This window comes from Saccharopolyspora sp. NPDC002578, from assembly GCF_053592695.1.
The window spans coordinates 17,736-43,315 of sequence record NZ_JBSFWJ010000055.1 but is presented as its reverse complement, the minus strand read 5'-3'; the positions used below and the strand labels follow the sequence as shown (position 1 = coordinate 43,315).

26 protein-coding genes are annotated in these 25,580 nt (G+C 71.5%); 8 read left to right on the top strand and 18 right to left on the bottom strand.

Features of this window, described 5'->3' with window-relative positions; all coding sequences use genetic code 11:
- Window positions 1-139: 139 nt before the first annotated feature.
- Window positions 140-889, bottom strand: coding sequence for an SDR family NAD(P)-dependent oxidoreductase (locus ACWD38_RS22790; RefSeq protein ID WP_184479809.1), 750 nt, complete (start codon window positions 887-889; stop codon window positions 140-142).
- A 128-nt stretch (window positions 890-1,017) separates the two neighbouring features.
- Between ACWD38_RS22790 and ACWD38_RS22785 the strand changes: the two genes are divergently transcribed.
- Window positions 1,018-1,920, top strand: coding sequence for a LysR family transcriptional regulator (locus ACWD38_RS22785; protein ID WP_184479808.1), 903 nt, complete (start codon window positions 1,018-1,020; stop codon window positions 1,918-1,920).
- A gap of 22 nt (window positions 1,921-1,942) precedes the next feature.
- On the opposite strand, the gene ACWD38_RS22780 is transcribed toward ACWD38_RS22785, so the two are convergent.
- Window positions 1,943-2,140 carry a hypothetical protein gene (locus ACWD38_RS22780; RefSeq protein WP_184479807.1) on the bottom strand — a complete coding sequence of 66 codons (198 nt, stop codon included), beginning with the start codon at window positions 2,138-2,140 and terminating at the stop codon, window positions 1,943-1,945.
- Between the two features lie 168 nt (window positions 2,141-2,308).
- On the opposite strand from ACWD38_RS22780, the gene map reads away from it, so the two are divergent.
- The gene (map, locus tag ACWD38_RS22775; RefSeq protein WP_184479806.1) at window positions 2,309-3,088 is read left to right on the top strand and encodes a type I methionyl aminopeptidase; all 780 of its coding nucleotides are present in this window, start codon (window positions 2,309-2,311) and stop codon (window positions 3,086-3,088) included.
- A 164-nt stretch (window positions 3,089-3,252) separates the two neighbouring features.
- Here map and ACWD38_RS22770 read toward each other — a convergent pair whose 3' ends face one another.
- The 6 genes from ACWD38_RS22770 to ACWD38_RS22745 form a co-directional block, all read right to left on the bottom strand.
- A complete protein-coding gene (locus ACWD38_RS22770; RefSeq protein ID WP_450124859.1) occupies window positions 3,253-3,801 on the bottom strand; it encodes a snapalysin family zinc-dependent metalloprotease in 549 nt (182 codons plus the stop codon).
- 291 nt (window positions 3,802-4,092) lie between these two features.
- Window positions 4,093-4,992, bottom strand: coding sequence for a sucrase ferredoxin (locus ACWD38_RS22765; RefSeq protein ID WP_450124858.1), 900 nt, complete (start codon window positions 4,990-4,992; stop codon window positions 4,093-4,095).
- A complete protein-coding gene (locus tag ACWD38_RS22760; RefSeq protein ID WP_450124857.1) occupies window positions 4,989-6,242 on the bottom strand; it encodes a cupin domain-containing protein in 1,254 nt (417 codons plus the stop codon). The genes ACWD38_RS22765 and ACWD38_RS22760 overlap by 4 nt, the downstream gene beginning before the upstream one ends.
- The gene (locus ACWD38_RS22755; protein ID WP_184479805.1) at window positions 6,232-6,525 is read right to left on the bottom strand and encodes a hypothetical protein; all 294 of its coding nucleotides are present in this window, start codon (window positions 6,523-6,525) and stop codon (window positions 6,232-6,234) included. The genes ACWD38_RS22760 and ACWD38_RS22755 overlap by 11 nt, the downstream gene beginning before the upstream one ends.
- Before the next feature lie 93 nt (window positions 6,526-6,618).
- Window positions 6,619-7,512 (bottom strand): LLM class F420-dependent oxidoreductase, encoded by an 894-nt coding sequence (locus tag ACWD38_RS22750; RefSeq protein ID WP_184479804.1) that lies wholly within the window; start codon window positions 7,510-7,512, stop codon window positions 6,619-6,621.
- A gap of 97 nt (window positions 7,513-7,609) precedes the next feature.
- Window positions 7,610-8,620, bottom strand: coding sequence for an LLM class flavin-dependent oxidoreductase (locus tag ACWD38_RS22745; protein ID WP_221316535.1), 1,011 nt, complete (start codon window positions 8,618-8,620; stop codon window positions 7,610-7,612).
- A gap of 232 nt (window positions 8,621-8,852) precedes the next feature.
- Here ACWD38_RS22745 and ACWD38_RS22740 point away from each other — a divergent pair, with 232 nt between their 5' ends.
- Window positions 8,853-9,407, top strand: a complete 555-nt coding sequence (locus ACWD38_RS22740; protein WP_184479803.1) for a glycerol-3-phosphate responsive antiterminator — start codon at window positions 8,853-8,855, stop codon at window positions 9,405-9,407.
- A gap of 34 nt (window positions 9,408-9,441) precedes the next feature.
- On the opposite strand, the gene ACWD38_RS22735 is transcribed toward ACWD38_RS22740, so the two are convergent.
- From ACWD38_RS22735 to ACWD38_RS22720, 4 genes are all read right to left on the bottom strand, one after another.
- The gene (locus tag ACWD38_RS22735) at window positions 9,442-9,843 is read right to left on the bottom strand and encodes a nuclear transport factor 2 family protein (protein WP_450124856.1); all 402 of its coding nucleotides are present in this window, start codon (window positions 9,841-9,843) and stop codon (window positions 9,442-9,444) included.
- A gap of 110 nt (window positions 9,844-9,953) precedes the next feature.
- Window positions 9,954-11,375, bottom strand: a complete 1,422-nt coding sequence (locus tag ACWD38_RS22730; RefSeq protein ID WP_450124855.1) for an FGGY-family carbohydrate kinase — start codon at window positions 11,373-11,375, stop codon at window positions 9,954-9,956.
- Between the two features lie 9 nt (window positions 11,376-11,384).
- Window positions 11,385-12,827 carry an FAD-binding oxidoreductase gene (locus ACWD38_RS22725; RefSeq protein WP_450124854.1) on the bottom strand — a complete coding sequence of 481 codons (1,443 nt, stop codon included), beginning with the start codon at window positions 12,825-12,827 and terminating at the stop codon, window positions 11,385-11,387.
- Window positions 12,828-12,855: 28 nt separating this feature from the next.
- Window positions 12,856-13,632 carry an SDR family oxidoreductase gene (locus ACWD38_RS22720; protein WP_184479799.1) on the bottom strand — a complete coding sequence of 259 codons (777 nt, stop codon included), beginning with the start codon at window positions 13,630-13,632 and terminating at the stop codon, window positions 12,856-12,858.
- 465 nt (window positions 13,633-14,097) lie between these two features.
- On the opposite strand from ACWD38_RS22720, the gene ACWD38_RS22715 reads away from it, so the two are divergent.
- From ACWD38_RS22715 to ACWD38_RS22705, 3 genes are all read left to right on the top strand, one after another.
- Window positions 14,098-15,219, top strand: a complete 1,122-nt coding sequence (locus tag ACWD38_RS22715; RefSeq protein ID WP_184479798.1) for a zinc-binding dehydrogenase — start codon at window positions 14,098-14,100, stop codon at window positions 15,217-15,219.
- Window positions 15,216-15,914 carry an IclR family transcriptional regulator gene (locus ACWD38_RS22710; protein WP_450124853.1) on the top strand — a complete coding sequence of 233 codons (699 nt, stop codon included), beginning with the start codon at window positions 15,216-15,218 and terminating at the stop codon, window positions 15,912-15,914. The genes ACWD38_RS22715 and ACWD38_RS22710 overlap by 4 nt, the downstream gene beginning before the upstream one ends.
- A 71-nt stretch (window positions 15,915-15,985) precedes the next feature.
- Window positions 15,986-16,510 carry a formaldehyde-activating enzyme gene (locus ACWD38_RS22705; protein ID WP_184479796.1) on the top strand — a complete coding sequence of 175 codons (525 nt, stop codon included), beginning with the start codon at window positions 15,986-15,988 and terminating at the stop codon, window positions 16,508-16,510.
- 16 nt (window positions 16,511-16,526) lie between these two features.
- Here ACWD38_RS22705 and ACWD38_RS22700 read toward each other — a convergent pair whose 3' ends face one another.
- The gene (locus ACWD38_RS22700) at window positions 16,527-17,348 is read right to left on the bottom strand and encodes an SAM-dependent methyltransferase (protein WP_184479795.1); all 822 of its coding nucleotides are present in this window, start codon (window positions 17,346-17,348) and stop codon (window positions 16,527-16,529) included.
- A gap of 323 nt (window positions 17,349-17,671) precedes the next feature.
- Here ACWD38_RS22700 and ACWD38_RS22695 point away from each other — a divergent pair, with 323 nt between their 5' ends.
- The gene (locus tag ACWD38_RS22695; RefSeq protein WP_450124852.1) at window positions 17,672-18,373 is read left to right on the top strand and encodes a GAF and ANTAR domain-containing protein; all 702 of its coding nucleotides are present in this window, start codon (window positions 17,672-17,674) and stop codon (window positions 18,371-18,373) included.
- A gap of 419 nt (window positions 18,374-18,792) precedes the next feature.
- Here the strand turns inward: ACWD38_RS22695 and ACWD38_RS22690 are convergent, their stop codons facing one another.
- The 4 genes from ACWD38_RS22690 to ACWD38_RS22675 form a co-directional block, all read right to left on the bottom strand.
- Window positions 18,793-20,088, bottom strand: coding sequence for an MFS transporter (locus ACWD38_RS22690; RefSeq protein WP_450124851.1), 1,296 nt, complete (start codon window positions 20,086-20,088; stop codon window positions 18,793-18,795).
- Between the two features lie 5 nt (window positions 20,089-20,093).
- The gene (gene dgoD / locus ACWD38_RS22685) at window positions 20,094-21,242 is read right to left on the bottom strand and encodes a galactonate dehydratase (protein WP_184479793.1); all 1,149 of its coding nucleotides are present in this window, start codon (window positions 21,240-21,242) and stop codon (window positions 20,094-20,096) included.
- 105 nt (window positions 21,243-21,347) lie between these two features.
- A complete protein-coding gene (locus ACWD38_RS22680; RefSeq protein ID WP_184479792.1) occupies window positions 21,348-21,956 on the bottom strand; it encodes a 2-dehydro-3-deoxy-6-phosphogalactonate aldolase in 609 nt (202 codons plus the stop codon).
- 41 nt (window positions 21,957-21,997) lie between these two features.
- Window positions 21,998-22,972, bottom strand: coding sequence for a 2-dehydro-3-deoxygalactonokinase (locus ACWD38_RS22675; protein WP_184479791.1), 975 nt, complete (start codon window positions 22,970-22,972; stop codon window positions 21,998-22,000).
- A gap of 64 nt (window positions 22,973-23,036) precedes the next feature.
- On the opposite strand from ACWD38_RS22675, the gene ACWD38_RS22670 reads away from it, so the two are divergent.
- Window positions 23,037-23,807 carry an IclR family transcriptional regulator gene (locus tag ACWD38_RS22670; RefSeq protein ID WP_450124850.1) on the top strand — a complete coding sequence of 257 codons (771 nt, stop codon included), beginning with the start codon at window positions 23,037-23,039 and terminating at the stop codon, window positions 23,805-23,807.
- Between the two features lie 256 nt (window positions 23,808-24,063).
- Here ACWD38_RS22670 and ACWD38_RS22665 read toward each other — a convergent pair whose 3' ends face one another.
- Window positions 24,064-25,518 (bottom strand): carotenoid oxygenase family protein, encoded by a 1,455-nt coding sequence (locus ACWD38_RS22665; protein WP_450124849.1) that lies wholly within the window; start codon window positions 25,516-25,518, stop codon window positions 24,064-24,066.
- Window positions 25,519-25,580: the final 62 nt, after the last annotated feature.

The following is a 25,580-nucleotide window of genomic DNA, read 5'->3' as shown; positions in this document are numbered from 1 at the left end:
AGTGGCTTCCTCGCGAGGACAGCTTTTTCCCTCGTGGCGGAGCCACTTGGGAAAAAGATCCCGCAGCGAGGAAGCCACTGAGGTTCCGCCACCCGCCCAGCTACGCAGGCCAAGCCGAAACCCCCCGCCCGCAGGGCGTCTACACCTGGGCCATGCCGCCGTCCACGCAGAGCTCCGCGCCGGTCATGAAACCGCTGTCGTCCGAAGCGAGGAACAGCGCGGCTCCGGCGAGCTCGCGGGGGTCCCCGAGGCGGCCCATGGGGACCTGCGCGGCCATCTGGGCGCGCAGCGCCGCCGGGTCCTGCCCGAAGTACTCGGCCTGCCCGTCGATGATGGCCGTGTCGAACGGTCCGGGGCTCAGCACGTTGACCCGCAGGCCACGGTCGCCGAACTCGGCGGCCCACACCCGCGCGTAGGAGCGCACGGCCGCCTTCGCCGCGCTGTAGGCGGTCGACCCGGGCAGTCCCTTGAACCCTTGGATCGAGCCGACCAGGATGATCGAGCCGCCGGCCGGCATGAGCGGCAGCATCGTCTGGACGGTGAACATGGTGCCGCGGGCGTTGATGTCGAACGTGCGGTCGACGTGATCTTCGGTGATCTCGCCGAAGTCCGCTCGCTCGATCATGCCCGCATTGGCCACGAGCACGTCGAGGTGGTCGTTCTCGCTCCTGATGGTCTCGGCGAGGCGGGCGAGATCGCTCGACGACGTGGAGTCCGCGACGACCGCGGTGACCCGCCCTCCGATCGAGGACGCCGCCTCTTCGAGAACGTCCTTCCGGCGGCCCGTGATGTAGACGTGCGCACCTTCGGCCGCGAACCTCTCGGCCACCGCCAGGCCGAGGCCTGCTCCTCCGCCCGTGACCAGCGCGACCTTGTCGGCGAGACGCATTCTTACTCCCTGTTGCCTGCATGAACTGACGCTTGCGGTCCAGAAGGTACGCACGGCGAGACATAGGCGCAAAGAGTCGTTCGCTATCCTCCGCATAGAAGAATCTCTATGCGGCGAGGTGGCTCCGGATGAACCTGCGGCAGTACGAGTACGCGCTGACGGTGGCAGAGGAGGGCAGCATCACGGCGGCGGCCGAGCGGCTCGGGCTCGCGCAGCCGTCGCTGTCCCAGCAGATCGGCACGTTGGAGAAGCAGGTCGGGGTGCGCCTGTTCGCGCGCACCCCGCAGGGAATGCTGCCGACGGTGGCGGGCCGGGCCTTCCTGGCGGAGGCGGAGGTCGCCACGACCGCGTCCCGGCGCGCGTTCACCGCCGCCCGCGCCGCCGACGGCGATCTGACGGGCGAGCTGATCATCGCCGTCTACCTGGGGCTCGGGACCCGCCGGCTGCCGCGCGCGCTCGGCGAGCTGCGCCGCCGTCATCCCCGCCTGCAGGTCACCCTCCACGAGGAGCCCGATCCCACGGACATGGAGCGGCTCGCGCGCCAGGGCACGCTCGACATGGTCCTGGTGCACGAGATCCCGCCGGGATGCCTGTTCGACGTCCACGAACTCGGCAGGGAGTCGTACGTCGCGGTGCTGCCCGAAGGGCACCCGCTGCTCGGCCGGGACGAGCCGCTCCTCCTCGAGGATCTCGCCGACGAGGGCTGGGTGCGCTACCGCCGGACCAGCAAGCTCGACGAGTACCTGGCGCGCCTGCTCGCCGATCGCGGCCTCGCCCCGCGGACGGTCGGCCGGGCCTCGCAGATCTCGACCGCGGTGCGGCTCGCCGCGGAAGGACTCGGTGTCACCCTCGCGCCGTCGTCGGCGATCCCCGCCGGGTTCGAACCGCTGACCCGTCCGCTGGGGCCCGCCCTGTCGGAGCCGGTGCTCGCGGGCGTGCGCCGCTCACCGGGCCGGGCCGAGATCGCCTTGCTGGACCAGTTGAGGCAGCAGGACTGGCCGAGCGCCGACGTCAGCGCGTCGAAGCGTTGAGGCGACGATTCGCGGACGCGCTCTAGCGCCGAGCGCCGCGCGAACGCGCGTAGCGCAGGCCGAAGTGCAGTGCGCCCGCCGCGCCGGCCGCCACGCCGGCCCAGCTCACCGCCACCGCCCACGGAGCCATCTCGCGCGTGCTCCACAGCAGCGCGACCACGACGAGCGCCACGGAGATCCAGAACCGTTCCACGTCGCTCGCGCCCCGGCCGATGGTCACCAGTCGATCACCTCGCACGTGCGCCTCCCGCTCCGACGACCGCCCGAGCTTAACGGTGACACCGGCGCCACCACGTCACTTCGGGCGAACAGGTGGAGGGTATTTCTATACCGGAACCCTGCTACGGTGTCGGTATAACTATACCGACCCGGAGGGCTTGAGGTACTCGTGATCGAACTGAAGACGGCTGCGGAGATCGAACGCATGCACGTGGCCGGGCGCTTCGTCGCCGAGGTGCTCTCCGAGGTGGGCCGCATCGCCGACGTGGGCGTCAACCTGATGGACCTGGAGCACCACGCGCGCGGCATGATCGAACGGCGCGGCGCGGAGTCGTGCTACTGGGACTACTCGCCGTCCTTCGGCAGGGGACCGTTCCGCAACGTCATCTGCCTCGCCGTCAACGACGCCGTCCTGCACGGGCTGCCGCACGACTACACCTTGCGCGACGGGGACGTGCTCACCGCTGACCTCGCGCTCGGCATCGACGGCTGGGTGGCCGACTCGGCGCGCACGATCATCGTCGGCACGCCCGCCGAGGAGGACCTGCGGATCATCCGCGCCACCGAGGAGGCGCTGGAGGCGGCGATCGCGGTGGCCCGTCCGGGCAAGCGCCTGGGCGACATCTCGGCGGCGATCTGGGCGGTGGCCCGCGACTACGGGTACCCGGTCAACACCGAGTTCGGCGGGCACGGCATCGGCCGCACGATGCACGGCGAACCGCACGTGTCGAACAAGGGCAAGGCGGGGCGCGGCCTGAAGCTCCGGCGGGGCCTGACCCTCGCGCTGGAACCGTGGTTCGCCGCCACCACCGACCAGATCGTCTACGACCCCGACGGCTGGACCATCCGCTCGGCCGACGGCTCCCGCACCGCCCACTCCGAGCACACGATCGCCATCACCGAAGGCGACCCGCTCGTCCTCACCCGCAGGGAAGGCGAACACCATTAGGGGTCCGGCGACGAAGTGGCTGAGCGAGCGACCGGCACCGCGGTTCTCAGCGGCCTTCTCGCGACGCCGATTTCGCCGCGCCGGACGTGCACGGCGAAATCGATCTCGCGGTGAGAAGGCCGCTGAGCTTCCGCTGTCCGAGCGCTACTCGGTCCCCGAGCGGATCACCGAGCGGGCGCCTCGGTGAACAGGCGGGGCTCGATCTCCGCTCCCTGCGCGAAGTTCTCCTCGATCTGGGCCTTCTCCTCGGGGTTGGCGAGGTTGTTCTTGCAGTCGGTCCCGGCGCTCGCCCCGGACATCAGGTCCTCGCAGACGCCGGTCCGGTCGTCGGGGAGTCCGAAGATGTGCCCGATCTCGTGGGTGGCGATGCGCGGGATGTGGTGGCCTTCGTTGACGGCCTGACGTCCCATCCACACCGTGCCGACGCCGAGGGATTCGGTCTGGGCGCGGGGCCATTCGTCGTCGGCGAGCACGGTGAGGTCGGCTTCGCCGCCGGTGGCCTTCTCCAGCTTGACGTTGGTGAGCTGGCCGTTCCACACCTCGGCGGCTTCGTCGATGGCGGCCTGGAACTCCTCGGCCTGGCTGGCGTCGTAGGTGACGACGTGGGGTTCGGCGTAGTCGCCGGGGACGGCGCCGGCCAGCGGCGCGCCCGCCACCAGCAGAGCCGCGGTCGCCGCACCCGCGAGTGCGGTCGTCATCGAAAACCTGGGCATGTGGGCTCCTCCGCTTCGGCCGTGTTCCGATGGCCTAGATGGACACGCCCGGAGGCTAGGCCCGCGATCTCCCCGGCCCCGCCCCTTGGCGGATAACCGCCACACCGAGCGCTGCCCGCGCACGACCCCCGCAATTTCGGGAGAAATCGACCCCGGTCACCGGGATGACGCTCGGGAAAACGCCCCGCGAAAAGGGAAGATAACCGCTGAGCTCTGGTGGGTGGTGTTTCAACTTATCGCGAAATTGCGAGGGTTTGAAGCGGGTGTGGCGCGGTTGGGCGGGGAGGGGGTTCAGGTGTCCTTTGTGGACTGATGCAGCTCCGCGAGGTCGAACACGCGCATACGGCCGGGTGCGGTCGCCGCGCAGGTCAGCGGCCGTCCGGTGTCGACCCACCGCTCGCGCAGCAGCACCGTGCAGGCGGGCTCCGCGAGTTCCACGCGCCAGCCCTCGGCCCCGTCGGGTTCGAGTCCGAGCACGCGCAACGCGTCGATCCCGGTTTTCCCGGTCACCGCCCGCGCGTGGTGCTGCGCGGCCTGCGCCGCGGGCGGCAGCGAGGTCCTGCCGCGCAGCCAGCGCGGATCGAGGTTCCCCGCGCGGTAGTGCCGCACCGCCTCGACCGCGTCGGCCACCGGGACGCCGCCGAGGAGGTAGCCGTGCGGCAGCAGGACCACCGCGGGCGCGAACCGGCAGCCTCCGACGTGACTGCACTCCCAGGTGCTGCCCGGAGCCGACGCCGCGAGCGCCGCCGCCACCGGACGGCCGCGCACCGCGCAGCACGTGTCGTGCCTGCCGTGGGCGCACACCAGGTTCAGCGGTCCCTCGGCGATCTCGCCGGGGGAGCGCGCGGCGGCCGGAAGTTCGGCGTCCGCGGTGAACTCGCCGGTGCGGATCGACTCGTGGCCGGGTCGGGAATCCACGCGGAACCACCGCCGCGTCGTCCCGTTGCGGGCCGCGCGTTCCGGTCGGCGCACGAGGACCAAGCGCGCGCTCCAGGCGGTCGCCCACTGCGACAGCGCGGCGACGACGCCGGGATCGAGGCCCGAATCGGTCAGCCCGCCGCGCCCCCACGGTCCGGGATGTTCGATCAGGAACCAGCGGTCCGCGGGCGGCGCGGAACCCTCCAGCGGATCACCCGCGGCCTGGGCGACGAAGGAGCAGCGCGGCCAGATCGGTGCGGGCGGTCCCGTCACGGCGTGGCGGCCGGTACTAGCACGCCCTCCCGCAGCAGCCGGCGCACCAGCACCACCTGGTCGGCCTCGTCGGCTCCCGGCAGCTCGCCCACGCGGACCGTGCCGCCGGTGAGCAGCGCGCGCAGCGGCACCGCCGTCGCGGCGGGCAACGAGAGCCGTCGGTCCGGCAGCTCCAGCACCACCTCGTCGTGCTGCTCCAGCAGCCGGTGGTGCAGCCCGGTGCGCCGCCGCACGGCGTCGCCCGCGGCCAAGCCCGCGGCGAACGCGGCACCGGCCACCGGTCGCACCGGCTCGGGCCGCCCACCGGACCAGACCGCGCCGCGGACGTGGCGCGCCACGGCGTCGGCGGAGACGTCCCGCAGCGCGTCGGCCAGCGCCGAGCGCACCGAGTCCAGGTGCGGGGCGAGCTGCGCCGGATCGGCCACGTCGATGCCCAGCGGCAGCGAGCAGCGCAGCTCCCGGTCCTGCGCGCAGAGCGCCGTCAGCGCTTCCACCAGCGCGAACCGGGTCAGCACGTGCACGCCCACCGTCAAGTGCGCCGAGACGTCGCCGAGCGCGGTCGCGGAGTGCAGCCAGCCGCGCGGCAGGTACATCCCGTCGCCCGGCTCCAGGACGGTGTCGATCTCGGGTTCTTCGCGGGCGCGGTCGGCCACCGCGCGGGCGTGCTCGTTCCACGGCTGATCGCGCAGCGGGTCGGCGTGCACGGGAGCGTGCACCGTCCAGTGCTTGCGCCCGGCGAGCTGGAGCACGAACACGTCGTGCACGTCGTAGTGCGCGGCGAACCCGCGCGAGGACGGCGGCGTCACGTACGCGTTGGCCTGCACGGGATGCCCGAGCTCCTCGGCGAGCGCCGTGGTGAAGTCGATGACGCCGGACCAGGTCCGGTGCAGCGCCTGCAGCACGACCGTGGTGCCGTCGCCGAAGAGCGCGGCCACCTCGTCGTCGCGCACCTGGTCGCCGATCTCCGCGCCGACCCCGCCGGGGCCGGTGAACCACTCTGAGCCGACCACCGAGCCTTCCCGTGCGAGCCGCAGGAACGGCGTGCGCAAGCCGCGGCGCGAGAGCAGTTCATCGACCCCGTCGAGGTCGAGCACATCGCGGAAGGCGTCGGGGTCGGCGCCCCGCACCAGCAGCGGAGCCCGTCCCCAGTGCCGGTCGCCGAACCCGGTCACGTCCGGGCCGACGACCCGCGCCAGCGCCGCCGGGGGAGCGGCGGCGCTCTCCACCGATTCGCTGAGCTCAGCGGGCACCGCTGTCGGCTCCGCCGTCGGCTCCGCCGTCGTGCTGGCCGGGGGTGCCGCGGCCGGTGCCGGAGTCCGCCGGCCCTTCGGCACTGCCGTCGGCGCCGCCGTCGTGCTGGCCGGGAGTGCCTTGTCCCGCGCCGGAATCGGCCGGTCCTTCGGCCCCGGAGTCGGCGCCCCCGTCGGCGCCCCCGTCGTGCTGACCGGGAGTGCCTCGTCCCGCGCCGGAGTCGGCCGGTCCTTCCGCACCGCCGCCGCCGGAAGTCCTGATGTCATCGTCGTCGAGTGCCACGAATCCTCCTCGTGTTGTGACCGACCACAGCAACGTTCCTTTGGCGTACCCCGATCCGGCGCGGACCATGCCCGGCCGACCCGAACGGGACCGTCAGCTCAGTCCCAGTGCCGGGGCAAGCTCGCGGAGGACGGGCAGCGGGTCCTCGGATTGGTCGTCGCCGAGGACCTGGACCAGCACGTGGTCGGCACCGGCGTCCAGGTGCCGCCGAACGTGCGCGGCGAGCGCGTCGGCGTCGCCCATGGCGACCATGCCGTCGGCCAGCCGGTCGGAGCCGCCGACGACCAGGTCGGATTCGTCGAATCCCTGGCGCAGCCAGGAGTTCTGGTAGTTCGGCAGCTGCGAGTACATGTGCAGGTGCTGGTGCGCGCGCCGCAGACCTGTCTCCCGGTCGGCGGTGAGGGCGACCGCCTGCTCGCTGACGACCCACTTGTCCGGGCCGAGCTGCTCGCGGGTGCTCGCGGTCTGCTCGGGGGTGACCAGGTACGGGTGCGCCCCGTCGGCGGCGGTCCCGGAGAGCTCGATCATCTTCGGCCCGAGCGCGGCCAGCAGCCGGGCGGGGCGCTGGTCGTTCGGCTCGATCTTGTCCGAGACGGCGTCCATGGTCCGCAGGTAGTCGCGCATGGTGCTCAGCGGCTTGGCGTAGGTGCCCGCGTAGCTGTGCTCCACCAGCGGCGCGTGGCTGACCCCCAGCCCGAGCACGAACCGGCCCGGATGCAGCGCCCCGAGCGTGCGGGTGGCGGTCTCGCTGGCCGGGGCGCTGCGGGCGTGGATGTTGGCGATGCCGGTGCCGACGACGAGCCGCTCGGTGCCTCCCAGCAGCGCGGCGGCCTGCGTGAAGGTCTCCTTGCCGCCGGCTTCGCCGTAGAACAGCGACGCGTACCCGAGCTGCTCGATCTCGCGGGCACGGGCGATGACGTCGTTGATCGGCCACAGATCGCTGGTCCACCACACACCGACGCGGGACCGGAAGTTGATTTTGCTCATACCGCCGAGGCTACCGGCGTCCGCCGGAAACCCGCGTGATCAAATTTGCCGTCTGGGACCGTCTCCTCCCCCCGGAGCCGGAGGCCGTCCAGGGTCGTCACCGCGCCGGGCGCCAGCCCAGGGCCGGGCCCAGCTTCGTGGCCATGTCGGTGAGGATCTGGACGTAGTCGTCGTGGTCGAAGTGGAACGGCAGCGCGAACGCGACTTCGTCCACCGCGCGGAATCCCGCGTGCGCGGACAGCCGTTCGGCGAGCTGGGCGGAGTCGCCCACCAGGTCGGGTGAGTACACCAGCCGTGCCGGGCCGTGCGGAGTCGTGGTGCGCGGCAACCGGTCCGCCGCGTAGGCGGCGTACTTGGCGCGCTGCGCGGGAGTGGCGCTGTCGGTCGGGATCACCACCAGCCCCTGCGAGACCCGGGCGTGCTGCCCGGCGGGGTGGTGGGCGCGGAACTCCTCGATCAGCCCGAGCTGGATCTGTTCGAAGTCCTCGGAGCGTTCGGCCTTGACCACGCTGCTGACCAGCAGGTTCAGTCCCTGACGTCCGGCCCAGGCCGCTGAGCGGAGGCTGCCGCCGCCGTACCAGAGGCGGTCGGCCAGGCCGGGCGAGTGCGGCTGCACGCGGTCGGAGAACACCTCGATGCCCTCGGTGCCGCGGAATTCCGAGGCGGGGGCTCCGCGCACGAAGTCGATGAACCGCTCGGCCCGGCCGTAACCGAGGTCCTCCTGCTCGGCGGTGTCCGGGTACAGCGCCGAGCGGACCCGGTCGAAGTGCATCGGGGGCCCGGTGCTCACACCCGGGTTGAGCCGCCCGCCGGAGAGCACGTCCACCGTCGCCAGGTCCTCGGCCAGCCGCAGCGGGTTCTCCCAGCCCAGCGGGATCACCGCGGTGCCCAGTTCGATCCGGCTGGTGCGCTGGGTGAGCGCGGCGAGCACCGCGGTGGGCGAGGAGATGCCGTACTGCAGGTGCCGGTGGCGCAGCCACGCCGAGTCGAACCCCAGCCGCTCGCCCAGCTCCACGATCTCCAGCGTCGACTCGTGGCCCGGACGGGGGTCGTCGCCGTCGAACAGCCCGATCGTCAGGAATCCCAGCTTTCGCAGGGGTGTCACCAGCTCGGACACGGGGTCCTCCGTCCAGTCGCTCCGGTCACGGTTCTCAACGCGACGGTGCGCACCGGTAGTCCCGCGGCGGCGGGCGTCCCAACCGGCGGGACGCGAGTGCTCCCGGGCGGCGGCGCGCCGGTCCCGGTGGTGCGTTCCGCGTGGTCAGCGGCTCGCGGGAGTGGTATTCCTCATCGCGGGCGCGGTGCTCGGAGTTCCGCCGCCGTGGCATGATTCGGGCACCATGCACGAACTTCTGCGCGACGATCCGGTGATCGCGAGCGTCAAGGACGAGGCGGGGCTGCGGGCCGTGCTGCGCTCGGACCGCTCGGTGGTCTTCCTGCTGTTCGGGACGATCCTCACCCTTCCCCGCCTGGTCGAGGAGTTGAAGCAGGCGGGCAAGACGGTCCTGGTCAACGTCGACATGGTGGACGGGCTCGTCGGCAAGGAGATCGCCGTGCGCTTCCTGCGGGAGAACACCCGCGCCGACGGCCTGCTCAGCTCCAAGGCCGTGGTCGTCAAGGCGGCCCGCAACCACGGAGTGCACGCGGTGCACCGCTTCTTCCTCGTCGACTCGTTCTCGTACCACAACCTGGCGAAGCAGATCGAGCTGTCCAAGCCGGATTTCGTCGAGATCCTCCCCGGCTGCGTACCGCGGGTGATCAGCTGGCTGCGCGCGGACATCGACGTGCCGATCATCGCCGGGGGCCTGGTGTGCGACAAGGAGGACGTCGTGGCGGCCCTGGGCGCGGGCGCGGCGGCCATCGCCTCCTCCAACACCGACGTCTGGGCCATGTGAGCCGCTGACGTCGGGAGTTCTGCGGAGCGCGGCGTTACTCGGAGAACGCGGCGAGAGCACGGGCCGTGTCGATGTACTCCCTGACCGCCACCACTTTCGCGTCCCTGAACTCGAACGCGAAATGATATGCCTGGTCGAGGTGCTTCCCGTTGTGCAACCGTGCGCGTGAAACCGCCTCGACGGCGGCGCCCGCCTCATCCGCGATCACGTTCGTCACCGTCACGCTGATCGCGTCGGGCAGCGATGCGTGGAAGCGCTCCACGTGCTCGATGAAGGCGGCCCTCGACATGCTCCCGGAGACCGGGAACGAGCTCGGGTCGGCCATCACCGTCCACACGGCCGCGTCGTCGAGGACGTCGAGGGCATCGGAGAGCCGGCCTGTCGACAGCCCTTCAACGAGGCGCCGGGCCGATGCCCTGCTCTGCTCGATCGTCATGTTCGCCCTCGTCGTCGGGACGGGGGCGCCTGCTCGCCGCCCTGCCTCCGCATCGAGTATTCCGTGAACTTCCCCGAGCGCCGGAGGCAGGGTGCAGCGGAATTCGGGGCTCAGCCGAAGATCCTTGCGGAGCGGCGGAAGATCTCGTCGGTGTGGTGGGTGATGTCGCGGTGCACCGCGCCTTGGCGCGCGTACAGCTCGGTGTTCTCGGGCGTGGGCCGGAACCCGGTGTCGGCCGAGATCATCGCGTGCGTCGCCTCGTCCACGTCGGAGTGCACGCCGAGGCCGACTCCCGCGATCAGCGCGGCGCCGAGCCCGGCGGCGTTGTTCACCGCGGGACGAGCGGCGGGGACGCCGAACACGTCCGCGACGATGCCCATCATCACGTCGGATCCCGCGCCACCACCGGAGACCAGCACCCGGTCGAACCGGGTGCCGAGTTCGGCGGCCATCGTCGTGGCGTGCTCGTGCATGGTCAGCGCGATGGCTTCGAGCACGGCGCGGTAAAGGTGGAACCTGCCCTGTCGCCCGTCGAAGCCGAGGAACGCTCCCTTGCGGTGCGGCGCGTCGACGGGCGCGAGCCAGTCCAGCACCGCCATCAGGCCGTCGCAGCCCGGCGGGACCTGCGCGGCCTGGACGTCCAGGAACCGCTCGACGTCGAGACCGGCTTCCCGCGCCCGCGCGGTGACTTCGTCACCGAGCAGGTCCCGCAGCCAGCTGACCGTCCACATCCCGCGCCGGATGCCGCCGCTCTCGTAGAGGTAGCGGTGCGGTTCGCAGGCGAAGTTCGTCCAGAACCCGTTCGCGCCGCTGATGTTGCGCTCGCCGGTCGTCATGCTCGTGATGTAGGTGCCGAGCGAGATCAGCAGCGTGCCCGGGTCGCGCAGGCCGCACCCCAGCGCTTCCACGGCCTTGTCGTTGGCGGTGGCGACCACCGGCAACCCGCTTGGCAGGCCGGTGTGCTCGGCTGCGGCCGGGGTGACCCGGCCCAGCACCTCGCCCGGCATGACCAGGTCGAACAGCATGTCCAGCGGCATCCCGGTCGATCGTTGCGCCGACGAGTCCCACTGCCAGGTGTCGGTGTCGATCGGCCAGACGCCCTGGTAGTTCGCGGCCGTGTCGCGGAACTTCCCGGTCAGCCGGTGCGCGAGGTAGCCGGAGGACGTGGTCGCCCAGGCCACCGAGTCGTCCTCGTGCTCGTACGGCCGGGACACCCGCTCGTCCATCCAGCTCAGCACCGGCCGCGCGAGGCTCCCGTCGGCGCGCAGCAGCGCGCGGCAGAAGCGGATCGTGCACAGCCCGACACCGGCGATCTCCCGCGGGTCACCGGGAAACCCGGCCATCGCCGCGCGGCACGCGGCGCCGATCGAGGACCACAGGTCGTCGTCGGGGTGCTCGACCACACCGGGCCGCGGCGTGCGGCTCGGCCGCAGCGCCTGGCGCCCGTGGCTGACCACGGCGCCGTGCTCGTCGAAGATCGTGACCTTCGTGCTCTGCGAACCGTTGTCGATGCCGACCAGGTAGCGCGTCACGGGGACTCCTCACGCCGGGAAGATCGTGCCGCGGTTCATGATTCCGTTGGGGTCGAAGGACTCCTTGAGCCGCACCAACATCTCGTAGGCGGTCCCGTGCTCCTGCTCCGTCCACTGTGCACGGTACTTGCCGATTCCGTGGTGGTGCACCATGGATCCGCCGTGCCGCAGCGCCTCCTCGACGATGATCGCGTTCAGCGGCTTGTGGTACTGCTCGATCTCCTCGCGGGGTTCGCAGTTGATCCGGTAGTCGTAGACGAAGTACATGTTCGTACCGGTCTGGTAGCTGTGCGAGGAGTGCCCGCCGAGCATCGTCAGGTCCTCGAAGCGCGGGAACTCGGTGCGGATCCGGTGCATGACGCTGTCGTAGATCGCGCCGATGCTCGACCAGTCGGCGGAGATCTCGGTGGTGTAGCCGAGGCGGCGCTCCGCGAGCATCGCCTGCTGCTCGGCGCGGATCTTGTCGGTCCCCCAGTTCAGGTTCTCGAACCAGGACTCGATCAACGCCGGATCCACCGGCGTGTTCGGGTGCGCGGCGACGACCCGCTCGATCTCGGCGCTGGTGGCCTCGACGATGCCCGCCGGCCCTTCGGCGACGAACACCAGCACGCAGCGGCCGTCGTTGAAGTGCGCGAAGTGCTGGTCGGCGTCCTGTTCGGAGTACACCCGGGCCACCGACGGGCGGAACCCGTTCGTGACGACCTCCCGCAGGATCGAGATCCCGGTGTGCACGTCGTCGAGCAGGTACCCGTGGAAGCGGTTGTTCTCGGGCTGGTGCTTGAACAACTTGACCGTCACCTCGGTGACGAAGCACAGCGCGCCTTCGTTGCCGATCACGATGCTGCGGATGTCCGGGCCCGCCGCGCGGCGCGGCACGTTCTTGATCCGGCTGGTGCTGCCGTCCGGGAGCACGGCCTCCAGACCGACCACCATGTCCTCGATTCCGCCGTAGAGCGTGGAGAACTGGCCGATCGACCGGGTCGCGACCAGCCCGCCCAGCTGTGCCAGCGGCTTGGACTGCGGGGAGTGGCCGGTGGTGAGGCCGTGTTCGCGCACCGCGTCCTCCAGGACCTGCAGCGGCACGCCGCACTGGGCGGTGACCTGCATGTTCTGCGGGTCGATGTGCAGGATCGCGTCCATGGCCGAGCCGTCGAGCACGATCGTGCCCTCGACGGCCGTCTCCAGCCCGCCCTCGGTGCCGGTCCGGCCGGTGCGCGGGACCACGTTGATCCGGTGCTCGTCGGCGAACGCGAGCACCGCCGCGACCTGCGCGGTGTCGGCGGCGCGGACGATCGCGCACGGCAGCGGACCGTCGAAGATGCCGTGCACCGCGGTGTACTTCTTGAAGCGGTCCACGCTGGCTTCGCGCAGTTCCTGCTCGTCGGTCACCACGCGCTGCGGTCCCGCGATGTCGTGCAGGCGCTCGACGATCCATGCGGCTGTTGCGGTCAAGGGTTTCTCCGTTCCGGTTCGGTGCTGATCAGCGGGTCAGGTAGCCGCCGTCGACGGCGAGCACCTGCCCGTTGACGTAGTCGGACGCTCGGCTGGCGAGGAAGACGGTCGTGCCCATCAGGTCGGCGACCTCACCCCAGCGCCCGGCGGGGATGTGGTCGAGCACCCGGCGGCTGGCCACCGGATCGGCCCTGGTCTGCTCGGTGATGGCGGTGGCGAAGTAGCCCGGCGCGATCGCGTTGACCTGGATGCCGTGCTGGGCGAGTTCGTCGCAGTAGGTCTTGGTGAAGCCCACGATCGCGTGCTTGGTCGCCGCGTAGGCGGGGGACCACTGCCCGCCCAAGAACGAGAACAGCGACGCGATGTTGATGATCTTGCCGGAGCCCTGCGCGGTCATGAACCGCGCCGCCTCCCGGCTGAGCTCGAACGGGACGGTGAGGTTGATGTCCACCATCGGGTCCCACTCGGCCCGCCCGAACTCCGCGACCGGCGCGGTGCGGCAGATCCCGGCCGAGTTGACCAGGACGTCCACCGAGCCGAGCCGCGAGACGCAGGCCTCGATCGCGGCGCGCGGGCCGCCGTCCGCGGTGAGGTCGGTGGGCAGGAACTCCATCCGGCGCCCGGTGGCCTCCACCAGTTCCCGCGTGGCGCCGCCGTCGTCGAGCACGCTGGGCACGAACACGTCGGCGCCCGCCTTCGCCAGCGCCAGCGTGAACGCCTGCCCCAAACCGGTGTTGCCGCCCGTGATGACGGCGTTCTTGCCGGCGAGGGAGAACGCGTCCAGCGAGAATTCTCGAACGTCCATCCGCTTCCTTTCCGCTGTTCCCGGGCGAATTCGGGCACGACGATTCCGGAGTCCGGTGGAAAACCGGGCTCCGAGCGCAAAAAAAGAGAACAGTCCCCGGCGTGAGCACGGGTCGCTGTTCTCTAGGTCTCTAGCAACCGCCCGCAGGAACTGCGGGCACATCTGAAGTTGGGGGACGCCTCAGCGGCGTGCCGCCACGCTAACCAGCGCGTTCGTCGCCTGTCAAGCGCGGCGCCCGGCGCTGTGCCTTCCGGGTGATTCGGCGGCCTTCCGGGCGATTCGCCGGAGCGCTCTTGACACTCCCACGGCGCCCCTCGCAAACTTCCGGCGTCACGCCGGAATCCGTTCCAAATCTGGAACGAATCACTCCTTCTCCTCCGGACGATCCCCCTCGTGCTCCGACGGCCGCCGGGCCTTTCCCCACCCCTGCGCGCCGTCGTCCCCTCGACCCGAAAGCGAGCGGTCATGCGCGTAAACGCTGCCGTGCTGGAGCAGTACGGCGACCCACTGCGGCTCCGTGAACTGGAGCTCGACGAACCGGGCCCGCAGGAGGTCCTGGTGCGGATCGCCGCCACCGGCGTCTGCGCCAGCGACGCCCACACCCGAGCAGGGCGGATTCCCTCGCCGCTGCCGGTCGTGCTCGGTCACGAAGGCGCGGGGGTGGTGGTGGCCACCGGTTCCGAGGTCGGCCACGTCGCGGCCGGCGACCACGTCGCGCTGTCCTGGATGCCCAGCTGCGGGCGTTGCCGGCACTGCGAGGGAGGGCGGCCGGTGCTGTGCGCGGTCAGCGCGCCCGCGCTGCTCGGCGGAACGCTGATGGACGGCGGCGTCCGGATGCGCGACGAGGGCCGCGACGTGCACCACTACTCGTTCCTGTCCACGTTCGCCGACCACGCGGTGGTGCCCGCGGCCAGCGCGGTGCGGATCCGCGACGACGTGCCGCTGGCGGTGGCCGCGCTGGTCGGCTGCGGGGTGCTCACCGGGTACGGCTCTGTGGTGAACCGAGCGAAGGTCGCACCCGGCAGCTCGGTGTTGATCTACGGCGCGGGCGGGGTGGGGCTGAGCGCGGTGATGGCGGCCTGCAACTCCGGTGCGCTGCGGGTCATCGTGGTCGACCCGAAGGCGGACAAGCGCGACGGTGCGACCGCGTTCGGCGCCACCCACGTGATCGACCCGAGCGAACGGCCGGTCGTGGAGACGGTGCGCGCGATGACCGACGGGCTCGGCGCGGACGTGTCCATCGATGCGGTCGGCGGCGAAGGCGTGCTGGGGGAGGCGTTCGACGCGACCGCGACCGGGGGCACCATCGTCTGCGTCGGCGTCCCCGGCCCGGACGCCTACGCGGCGGTGCCGGGCGCGCGGTTCGTGCGCGAGGAGAAGTACCTCACCGGCAGCCTCTACGGGTCGAGCCGTCCGGGCCAGGACATCCCCGCGTTGTTGAACCTGTTCGCGGCCGGGCGGCTTCCGGTGGACAAGCTGATCTCCCGGACGTATCCGCTGGAACGCATCAACGACACCTTCGACGACATGCTCGCCGGGGAGCTCCGGCGCGGCGTCGTGGTGCTCGACGAGGCCCTCGCCTGGTGAGCGGGGCATCCGCGCCCGGCCCGCGTTCGCCCGCGGTGCGCCAGGCCTTCGAAGTGCTCGACGTGCTCGGCGAATCGCCGGAAGGACTGCGGCTCAACGAGATCCTGCACCGCGTGGACCTGCCGAAGACCACCGCGCACCGGCTGCTGCGGACCTTGGTGGACGTCGGCGCGGTGGTGCACCGGGCCGGAGCCGGCACCTACCGGATCGGGCCCGGGATGGCCGCGTACTCCCGGACCGCGGAGGACACGGGGCTGCTCGGGGCGTTCCACTCGCTCGCCGAGCGGCTGCGCGGCGGACTCGGCGAGCCGGTGCGGCTCGGCGTGCTCACCGGTACCGACGTCACCTTCATCGCGCAGGTCGGCGAGCCCGCCCGGACCCGCCGGTCGCCCGCGCACGCGTCGGCGACCGGCAGGGCGCTGCTCGCCTTCGGCGGCGCGGACGAGCGCGCGGCGGCGCTCGCCCCGCACCACGGCACCGAGGCGGAGACGTTGCGCGCGCAGCTGGCCGAGATCCGCGTGCGGGGCTACGCGGTGGAGCGGCGCGCGGGCCACGGGTGGTGCCTCGCCGCGCCGGTGCTCGGCCGCCGCAGGCGCGGGCTGGCCGCGATCAGCGCGTGCACGGCGGGCGACGCTCCGCACGAACGCGCGGACGAGCTCGTGGGTGGCGCCGCCGAGATGACCCGGCGGTTGTGAGGCCGCCGCGAGCTCACCGCGACACGACGACCCCGCGCCACCGGCGCGAGAAACCGGCACGAGGAGAGCGCATGAACACGACCCGCCGACTGGACGGCCGCATCGCGCAGGGCTGGGGTGGCGGAAAACCCCACGGCTGCCACGTGAACGTCGTGCTGGCCGACCGGGGCAGCCCGACGGCTGCGGCGATGATGACCACCTACACGGCCCCGGCCGAGGGCTTCACCCCGATCCTGGTGTCGGTGGGCCCGGACCAGCCGTCCTACGAGACGGTGCACCCGCCGACGCTGATGATGAACAAGGCCCGCGCCGACCCAGGCCTCATCGCGGGGGCCTGCCAGGTGGGCATCGCGCAGGGAGTGCTCGACGTGGTCGCAGCGGGAACCCTGGTGGCGGACCAGGAAACGCTGGTGTTCGTCTCGATCTGGCTCGACCCGGACGCCGCGGACGAGACGGCCGCGAAGCGCTCCAGCAGGGAGGCCACCCGCAACGCCGTCGGCGAGGCCACCACCGGCCGGGACCCGGCCGCGGTCGAACGGCTCGTCGGCGAACGCGACGGGCTCACCCACCCGTTCTACGGCGGCGACCCGGGGTGATCGGCCCGGTGGCCCGTCACGGCTTGCGGGCGACTCCGGCGAGCACGATCTCGTCGACCGGTTGCGCCGGTGCGAGGTGCGGGCCGTCCGGCCACCAGTCGCGCAGCAGCGTCAAGCCGGGCTCGACGAACTCCAGCCCGGTGAACAGCCGCTCGATCTCCTCGCGGGAGCGGAAGTTGGCCGACCCCATGGAGCTGGCGCGGAAAGTCTCGGAGATGTAGCGGGCGATGCCGCTGCCTTCGCCGCCGTCGGCGGGATCGTGCCAGTGCGTCAGCGCCAGGTAGGAACCGGAGGGCAGCGCGTCGACGTAGTCGCGCATGATCTCGTGCGGGCGCTGCTCGTCGGTGACGTGGTGGATGGTCGAGCACTGGATCAGCGCCAGCGGCTTGCGCAGGTCGAGGCGCCTCGCGATCCGCGGGTCGGCGAGCAGCTCGGCCGGTCGGGTCAGGTCGCCGTCGACGAAGTGGGTGCGGTCGTTCTCCTCCAGCAGGGCGCGCCCGTGCGCCGCGACGATCGGGTCGTTGTCCACGTAGACCACGGTGGAGTCGCGGTTGAACCGCTGCGCCGCCTCGTGGGTGTTCTCCTGCGTGGGCAGCCCCGAACCGCAGTCCAGGAACTGGTCGATGCCCGCCTTCGCGAGGAATCGCACCGCCCGGATCAGCCACGCCCGGTGCTCCTGGGCGAAGGCCAGCGTCTGCGGGATCCGGTCGATCACCGCACCGGCGACGGCCTGGTCCACCTCGTAGTTGTCCTTGCCGCCGAGGAAGACGTCGTACACCCGCGCGATGCTCGCCGTCGACTGGTCGATCTCCGGCTTCGCCGTCCGTTCCGCACTCATCGCGCTGCTCCCCACCGCTGTCGCTCCGGCACCACGCGTGAACATACCGGGCCACCCGATGCCGCCCGTTACGCGGCACGGCCGCGGTTCTGATCGGCGTCGAGCCGGTTCGCGCGGTCGGAGCCAGGACCTGCGGGCGCCGCGCGCTCGGCCGCGAAGACTTCGGGGGAGCGGCCCGGACGTCGACCGCACCCGCGAGCGCCGGGTGGCGGGGCGGTCCGCGGATTCCCTACGCTCCGATGCGCGCACGGGTGTCGGGTTCCGCCCACAACCGGTAGAACGGTGTCCTCCGGGTAGATCGTCAACGAGGAAGGAGGCCGGAGGTGCAGGGCGGCTCCGAGTCGAACCTCGCGGTCACGATGGCCGAGATGTCGCGGGACCTGCTGGCCCAGGACACCGTGCAGCGCACCCTGGACCGCATCGTCGAGCACGCGATCGACCTCGTCGACGGTTGCGAGCACGCGGGCATCCTGCTGCTGCAGAAGGGGAAGGTCGAGACGCTGGCCGTCAGCGACGACCTGGTGCGCCGCTCGGATCGCATCCAGGCCGAGCTGCGCGAAGGCCCGTGCTTCGACGCGGCCGCCAACAGCGAGCAGGTGTACCGCATCGCCGACCTCAACGACAACCAGCAGCGCTGGCCGCGCTACGGCCCGCGGGCCCGCGACCTCGGCATCGGCAGCATGATGGGCTTCCTGCTCTACACCGACGCCGACGAGTTCGGAGCGCTCGACCTGTACTCCTCGCGTCCCGGCGCCTTCACCGAGCGGGCTGAACTGACGGGCTGGCTGGTGGCTTCGCACGCCGCGGTCGCGATGTCCTCGGCGCGGCTCGGGGCGCAACTGCACTCGTCCATCACCACCCGGCAGGTCATCGGGGAAGCGCTCGGCATCGTGATGGAGCGCTACAAGGTCGGCGAGGACCAGGCCTTCGAGGTGTTGAAGACCGGCTCGCAGCACCGCAACGTCAAACTGCGCGAGATCGCCGAGCAGATCACCCGCACCGGCGAGGTCCCCGGAGAGCGCTAGCAGGCTCGCCGTGGACCGCGCTCAGCCGGGTGATCACCGCGAAGTGGCCGGGTCATGCTCTGGCCGCTGCTCCAGCGCGATCCGCAGCGGGTCGACCCCCGGCGGGTCGGCCTCCGGCGGGTCGCGGGACCAGTCCGTCTGCAGTCATGCAGCCGACGTTGCTCATCCGCCACGGCCTCCGAATGCGATCAGCCTCGCGGCGGCGTTCGACCGCAGGAACCGCTCGCCGCGATCCCGTCCGGGTGCGATTGCCTCGGCGCACCAACGTGTTCACCGAGCAGAGTCTCCTGTGGACGGTCCGCGTGCGAACTCCGGTGATCACGGATCTCCTGATATACCGGGATTTCAGTTGGTGAGCGTGGCGAGCGGATTCGGCGTCGACTGGGATTCCTCCTAGGGGACGGCTTGATCCGGCTTCGTCACCGCTCGGTGACGCGTTCGACTCGGCCGACCAGTACGACGTAGGACAGGATTCCGAGCAGGGTGACCGCGGTCATGTAGGCGAAGGCCGGGGTGAAGCTGACGTCGGTGACCAGGAACCCGATCACGATCGGCGTCGCGATCGACGACAGGTTGCCGATGAAGTTGAACATGCCGCCGGTGAGCCCGAGCAGCCGTTCCGGTGCCAGCGCCGACACGAGCGACCAGGTGATGGAGGCGAGGCCGTTGCCGAAGAACGCCACCGACAGGAACACGATCACCAGGGCCGTCGAGTCGGTGAAGCTCGCGCCCACCATCAGCGTGCTCAGCAGCAGGCCGACGACGATGGGCGCCTTGCGCGCCAGGCCGAGCGACGTTCCCCGGCGCAGCAGGAAGTCCGAGACCACGCCCGAGGTCAGCACCCCGATCAGCGCGGCCACGAACGGCAGCGCGGCGAGGAAACCGGACTCGATGTAGTCCATGCCGCGGTACTCCACCAGGTAGGTCGGGAACCAGGTGAGGAAGAACCACAGCGTCGAGGTCAGGCAGAACTGGCCCAGGTAGATGCCCCACAGCTTCCGTCGCCCGAGCACGGTGGCGAGGTCGCCGCGGGTGATCCGGGCGCGTTTGGGCTGCTCGTCGACGAGGTCGACCAGCCCGCCGCCGGAGCTGATCAGCTCGACCTCGGCGGCGTTGGCCCGCGACTCGCGCGGTTCCCGGTAGGCGAGGTACCAGACGGCGCCCCAGATGATCCCGACCAGGCCGGTGAGGATGAAGACCCAGTGCCAGGACACCGCGGCCTGCAACCACGACAGCACCGGAGTCAGCATCGCGAGACCGATGAACTGGCCGGACGTGTAGAAGCCGATCGCGGTCGCGCGTTCCCGCTCCGGGAACCACACCGTGGCGACCCGGCTGTTGATCGGGTAGGCGGGGGCTTCGCAGGCGCCGACCAGCAGCCGTAAGACGATCAGCGCGACGAAACCGCCGACCATGCCCATGAACACCGTCGCCAGCGACCACAGCACCAGGCACAGCGGGTAGAGCACGCGCGGCCGGATCCGATCCACGAGCCAGCCGCCGGGCAGCTGCATCGCCGCGTAGGTCCAGCCGAACGCCGAGAGCAGCAGGCCCTGCTGGGCCTTCGACAGGTCCATCTCCTCGGCGATGGCGGGCAGCGCGATCGAGAGGTTCGAGCGGTCCAGGTAGTTGATCAAGACGGTGCCGAACAGCAGCACCGCGATGAGCACGCGGGCGCGGGAAGCGGAGCGAGCGGTCGTTGCGGTGTCGGTCATGTCGCTCACCACTCCGCCACGGATCCGTCGGCGTGCCGCCACACCGGGTTGCGCCAGCGGTGCCCTTCGGCGGCGCGCTCGGCGACGTAGGCCTCGTTGATCTCGATGCCCAGTCCGGGTCCGGTCGGGATCGCGACCTGCCCGGCGTCGTAGGTGAACACCGCCGGGTCGACCAGGTAGTCCAGCAGGTCGTTGGAGGTGTTGTAGTGGATGCCGAGGCTCTGCTCCTGGATCGTGGCGTTGTGGCAGCCCGCGTCGATCTGCAGGCAGGCGGCCAGCGCGATCGGCCCGAGCGGGCAGTGCAGCGCCAGCGCCACGTCGTGGGCCTCCGCCATGTGCGCGATCTTGCGGGCCTCGGTGATCCCGCCGCAGTGCGACGGGTCGGGCTGCACGATGTCCACCGCCCCGGAGGCCAGCACCGACTTGAAGTCCCACCGCGAGTACAGCCGCTCGCCCAGCGCGATCGGGATCGGCGAACCCCGCAGCACGCCGGCGAAATCGTCCAGGTGCTCGGAGAGCACCGGTTCCTCGACGAACATCAACCGGTAGGGCTCCAACTCGCGCAGCAGCACCTTGGCCATCGGCCGGTGCACGCGGCCGTGGAAGTCCACGCCGATGCCGATGTCGGGGCCGACGGCCTCCCGCACCGCGGCGACGTTGGCCACGCACCGGTCGACCTCGGCCCAGCTGTCCAGGTACTGGAGTTCCTGGGTGCCGTTCATCTTCACCGCGGTGAAGCCGCGTTCGACCACCGCGGCGGCGGCCTGCGCGGTCTCGGCGGGGCGGTCGCCGCCGATCCACGAGTAGACCTTGATCCGGTCCCGCACCCGGCCGCCGAGCAGGTCGTGCACCGGCACCCCGAGCGCCTTGCCGCGGATGTCCCACAGCGCCTGGTCGATCCCGGCGAGCGCGCTCATGTGGATGCCGCCGCCCCGGTAGAACCCGCCGCGGTAGAGCACCGTCCAGATGTCCTCGATCCGGGACGGGTCCTGGCCGATGAGGTAGTCGGAGAGCTCGTCGACGGTGGCGGCCACCGCGTCGGCGCGGCCCTCCAGGACCGGCTCGCCCCACCCGACGACGCCTTCGTCGGTCTCGATCTTCAGGAACAGCCAGCGCGGCGGAACCTGATATGTCGTCATTGACGTGATCTTCATGGCTCTTCCTTCTCCGGAGCACGTTCGGGGTGAGTTGCGCGGCGGGTCGTTCGGCGGTGCTCATCGGCTTCGGCGCCGACGTGGCGAGCCCGCGAGCCGGGTTCCTCAGCCGGTTCCGGCGGTCCAGGCCCGGCGGAACGCGGCTGCTCGGGCGCGGACCCGTTCGGGACCGTCGCCCGGCCGGTAGAGCGCGGAGCCGAGGCCCGCGCCGCCCGCTCCGGCCGCCGCCCAGGCGGCGAGGCCGGTCTCGTCGACTCCGCCGACGGGGAGCAGTTCGACGTCGGGCGGCAGGACCGCGCGCCACGCCTTCATCCCGGCGATGCCGATCGAGTCGGCGGGGAACAGCTTGAGGTGGCGTGCTCCGGCGGCGACGGCGGCGAACGCCTCGGTCGGCGTGGCCACGCCGGGGTAGGGGCGCAGCCCCGCGTCCACGGCCGCCGCGATGACCGCGCCATCCGCGTTGGGCGCGACGACGATCCGCGCACCGGCGTCGCGGGCGCGCGCCACGTCCTCCACGTCGAGCACGGTGCCGGCGCCCACCACGCACCGGTCGCCCACGGCGGCGGCGAGGCGCGCGACCGAGGTGAACGGCTCCGGGGAGTTCAGCGGTACTTCGATGGCGTCGATGCCCTCGTCGGCGAGGACTTCGCCGATGCCGGCCACGTCGCCGGGGGTGACGCCGCGCAGGATCGCGACCAGTCCGGTGCTTGCCATTGCCGCTCCTGTTCCTCGATGTCGCGGGGGACGATGCTCGGTCATGACCCGTTCCGCCCGGACGAGCCCAGGAGTCCGGTCGACAGCGCGATCCGCCACAGCCCGCGCGCCGCCACGTCCTCGGTGAGCACGGTCGGGACGATGTCGTGCGCGGCCAGTGCCGCCGCGTACCGGCGGCACAGGTCCTCGGTGCCGCACAGCACCACCGGGCCCGCGCCGACGGTCGGCGCGAGGTGGCCGACCTCGTCGGCGATGAGCACGCCGGAGACGTAGTCGGGCACCGAGGCCGGATCGAGCAGCCCGTCGAGCACCAGCGGCCGGGCGCCGAAGAGTTCGGTGGACAGTCCGCGCGAACGGTCGGCGGCCAGTCCGCGCGCGAACGCCGCGTCGTCGCGGCGCGCTCCAGCGGCGGTGCGGGCGAGGATGCCGCCGGTGGTGAGCAGGCCGAACAGCTCGCCGGACATCGCCGTGGCGAACGAGACGACCTTGCCGCCGTCCACCCGCACCCACTTGCCGTGCGTGCCGGGCAGCACCAGCGTGACCGCCTCGGCGGGGGAGCCCAGTGCCTCCAGCGCACCGACGATCTGGGTCTCCTCGCCGCGGATGACGTCGCCCGGGCGGCCGTGCTGGGACGGTGTCCGCAGCCCGGGAACGAGGTGGGCGGCACCGCCGCGGTGCTCGACCCGCGTGAGCGCGCCGGAGCCGAAGCGGAGCTCGGCGGGGGCGGTGAGGTAGCCCGCCTCGGCCCAGCCCTGCGCGCTGCCGACCATCCCGCACGCGAGCACCGGCAGCTCCGGGTGCGCGGTGACCCACTCGCCGCACGCCGACCAGAACGCGGTCTCGTACGCGCGGGCCCGCGCGTCGGCGTCGCGGACGTCGAGCCCCGCCGTGGTCGGCAGCAGGCCCAGTTCGGGTCGGCGGGTGGCGAGGATTCCGCCGTCGCCGTCGAGCAGCCAGGCGCGCTGGGCGGTGGTCCCCCAATCGAGCGCGATCAGGCTCGCAGCGGCGTCGGTCATGGGCGGAACTGTGCGAGATGATTCCCGATAATGCGAATACGGTCCCGATATGTAGGATCGCGGCATGGTTTCCGAGGACGCCGCCGAGCTGCCGGGCACCCGGACGCTGGCCAGGGGGCTCGCCGTGGTCCGCGCCGTCGCCGACGGCGCCACCGACCTGCGGGCCCTCGTCGAGCGCACCGGTCTGGGCCGCAGCACCGCGCACCGGCTGGCGCAGCTGCTGGTCCGGGAGGGGTACTTGCGCACCGGCCGGGACGGCTACGCGCTCGGGCCGACGCTGATCGAACTCGGATTCCAGGCGCTGCACGGCAATCCGCTGCCGGTGGTGGCGCGGCCCGTGCTGGAGGAGCTCTCTGAGCAGTTGCAGGACACCGTGCACCTCGCCGTCCGCGACGGCGCCTCGGTGCTCTACCTCGACAAGCTGCCCGGTTCCCGGGGTGCGGAGATGCGTTCGCGCATCGGGCACCGGATGCCGCTGACCCGCACCGGGGTCGGCATGGCGCTGCTGCTGGACTCGCCGCAGGAGTGGGAGCCGTTGTACGAAGCCGAAACCCCGGTCGAACCCGGCGCGGCGCGCGGCGGGGACATCGACGCGTTCACCGCCAGGATGCGCGAGTACGTCGACTCGCAGGTGGCGATGGACACCGAGGACAACGAGCCGGGCATCCGCTGCGTCGCGGCGCCGATCCGGGACGCGGCGGGCGACCTGGTCGGCGCGATCAGCGTCTCGGCGACCCGGCCGTACATGCCCGCCGCCCGGATGCGCGGCCTGGTGAAGGTGGTCGGCCGCAGCGCCCAGGGCATTTCGGCCGCCCTGGGCCATCGCGCATCGTGACCGCCTGTCTTTGATCTCGGATTCCCAGTGAGCGACGTTGTCGGTCGTTGTCTTGTCAGCGGCGGAGCCGCTGAGCAGCGACCGGCTTGAGCAAGAAGACCACCGGCGGGTTCTCAGCGGTTTCCTGTTTCCTCGCGAGGACGGCTTTTTCCTCGTGGCGGAGCCACTTGGGAAAAAGATCCCGCAGCGAGGAAACCGCTGAGGTTCCGCTACCCGGCCCACTGCTCAAGCCAAGATCAAAGACAGGCGGTGGAGGTCATCGTCCGGTGGGGACCCAGTTCCCGTGGAAACCGTTCGGCACCCGGGTGGGCAGGTGCACCGCGGCGACGGTGTCGAGGCCGGCCGCGTCGAGGATCAGCAGGTCGCTGCGGGATTCCCGCTTGTCGTGGACGAAGCCCATCAGGACGCCGTCGTCCTCGGCGGAATCCGGGGTGCGGGGTTCGAAGACGAACTCGCCGATCTCCGTGCCGGGCGGGAACTCCCGCGTCGTGGTCGTGCCCTCCCGCAGGTCGTGCTTGAGCAGGGCGGATCCCTGCTCCAGCCTGCGCCCGACCGCGGGCGCGTAGCCGTAGCGGTGCCGCCGTCCGACGAGTCGTTCGTCGACCCTGGGGAATTCCTGGGGCCGATCGTCGAGGCGTTGTTCGCGCACCTTCCCGGCGGTGAGGTCGACGGTCCAGCGATCCAGCGCGGGCGGCCCGTCGTCGGGGCCGCGCCGGTCGGCGTCGAACATCTTCGGGTGCCGCACCACGTCGAGCACCACGGTCGCGCCGTCGTCGTAGGCGTTCATGGGGTGGAAGACGTAGCACGGTTCGACCTCGAACCAGCGCACGTCGGCACTGCCGCCATCGCGCGGCATGACGCCGACCCGCGCCGGGTAGCGCGGGTCCCAGCGGTACGGAAACCCGGTGTTGGCGCCGCCCCGATCGGCGGCCATCGCGGCGATCGGATCGGGCACCCGGACCTTGCCGATGATCGCGGACAGCACCAGTTGCGCGGGCCTGCGCAGCAGCGGCGGCACCGTGGTCCGCGAAGCCTCCCGGACGTCGAAGGTGACGGGTAAGTCGTAGAACACCACGTGGTTCTCGGTCAGCGAGAAGTCGTGCATCATCGGCGATCCGGTGACCTCGATGTCGACGCTGCGCCTGCACCGGCCGTCGACGCCGATGACCGAGTACTGCACGGTGTTGCCGCGGCCGAAGAAGTACGACACGGCGTGCAGCTCGCCGGTGGCGGGGTCCCGCTTGGGGTGGGCGGTGTAGCCGCCGGTCAAGGTGCCGTCGAAGTCGCACGGGCCGACGGTGTCGAGCTCGTCGGTGAGCTCGTAGTTCGCGACGCCGCCTTCGACGAGCGCCAGGGTGCGCCCGGCGTGCTCGATGACGTTGGTGTTCGCGCCGAGCGTGTTCAGCCCGGCCCGGTGCTTGCGGCCGCCCGGCAGGGGTTCGCCGAGCCGTGCGGCGACTTCCGGCGAGCGCACCCACCGGTTCCGGTACCACTCGGCGCGGCCGTCGCGCAGCCGGAGCCCGTGCACCATGCCGTCGCCCATGAACCAGTGGTAGGTGGCCGGATCGACTTCGCCGAGCGGGTTGGGGCCGTTGCGCAGGTAGCGCCCGTCGAGGTGTTCCGGGATCGACCCGGTGACGGCCACCGCGGTCAGCGTGTGCTCCTGGGTGACGGGGGCGAAGTTGCCGTTCAGGTAGGGGTTGTCGCTCATGATCGAGCTCCGTCCTGTTCATAACGCTGTTATGCGGCTAACATAACGGCGTTATGGGAGGT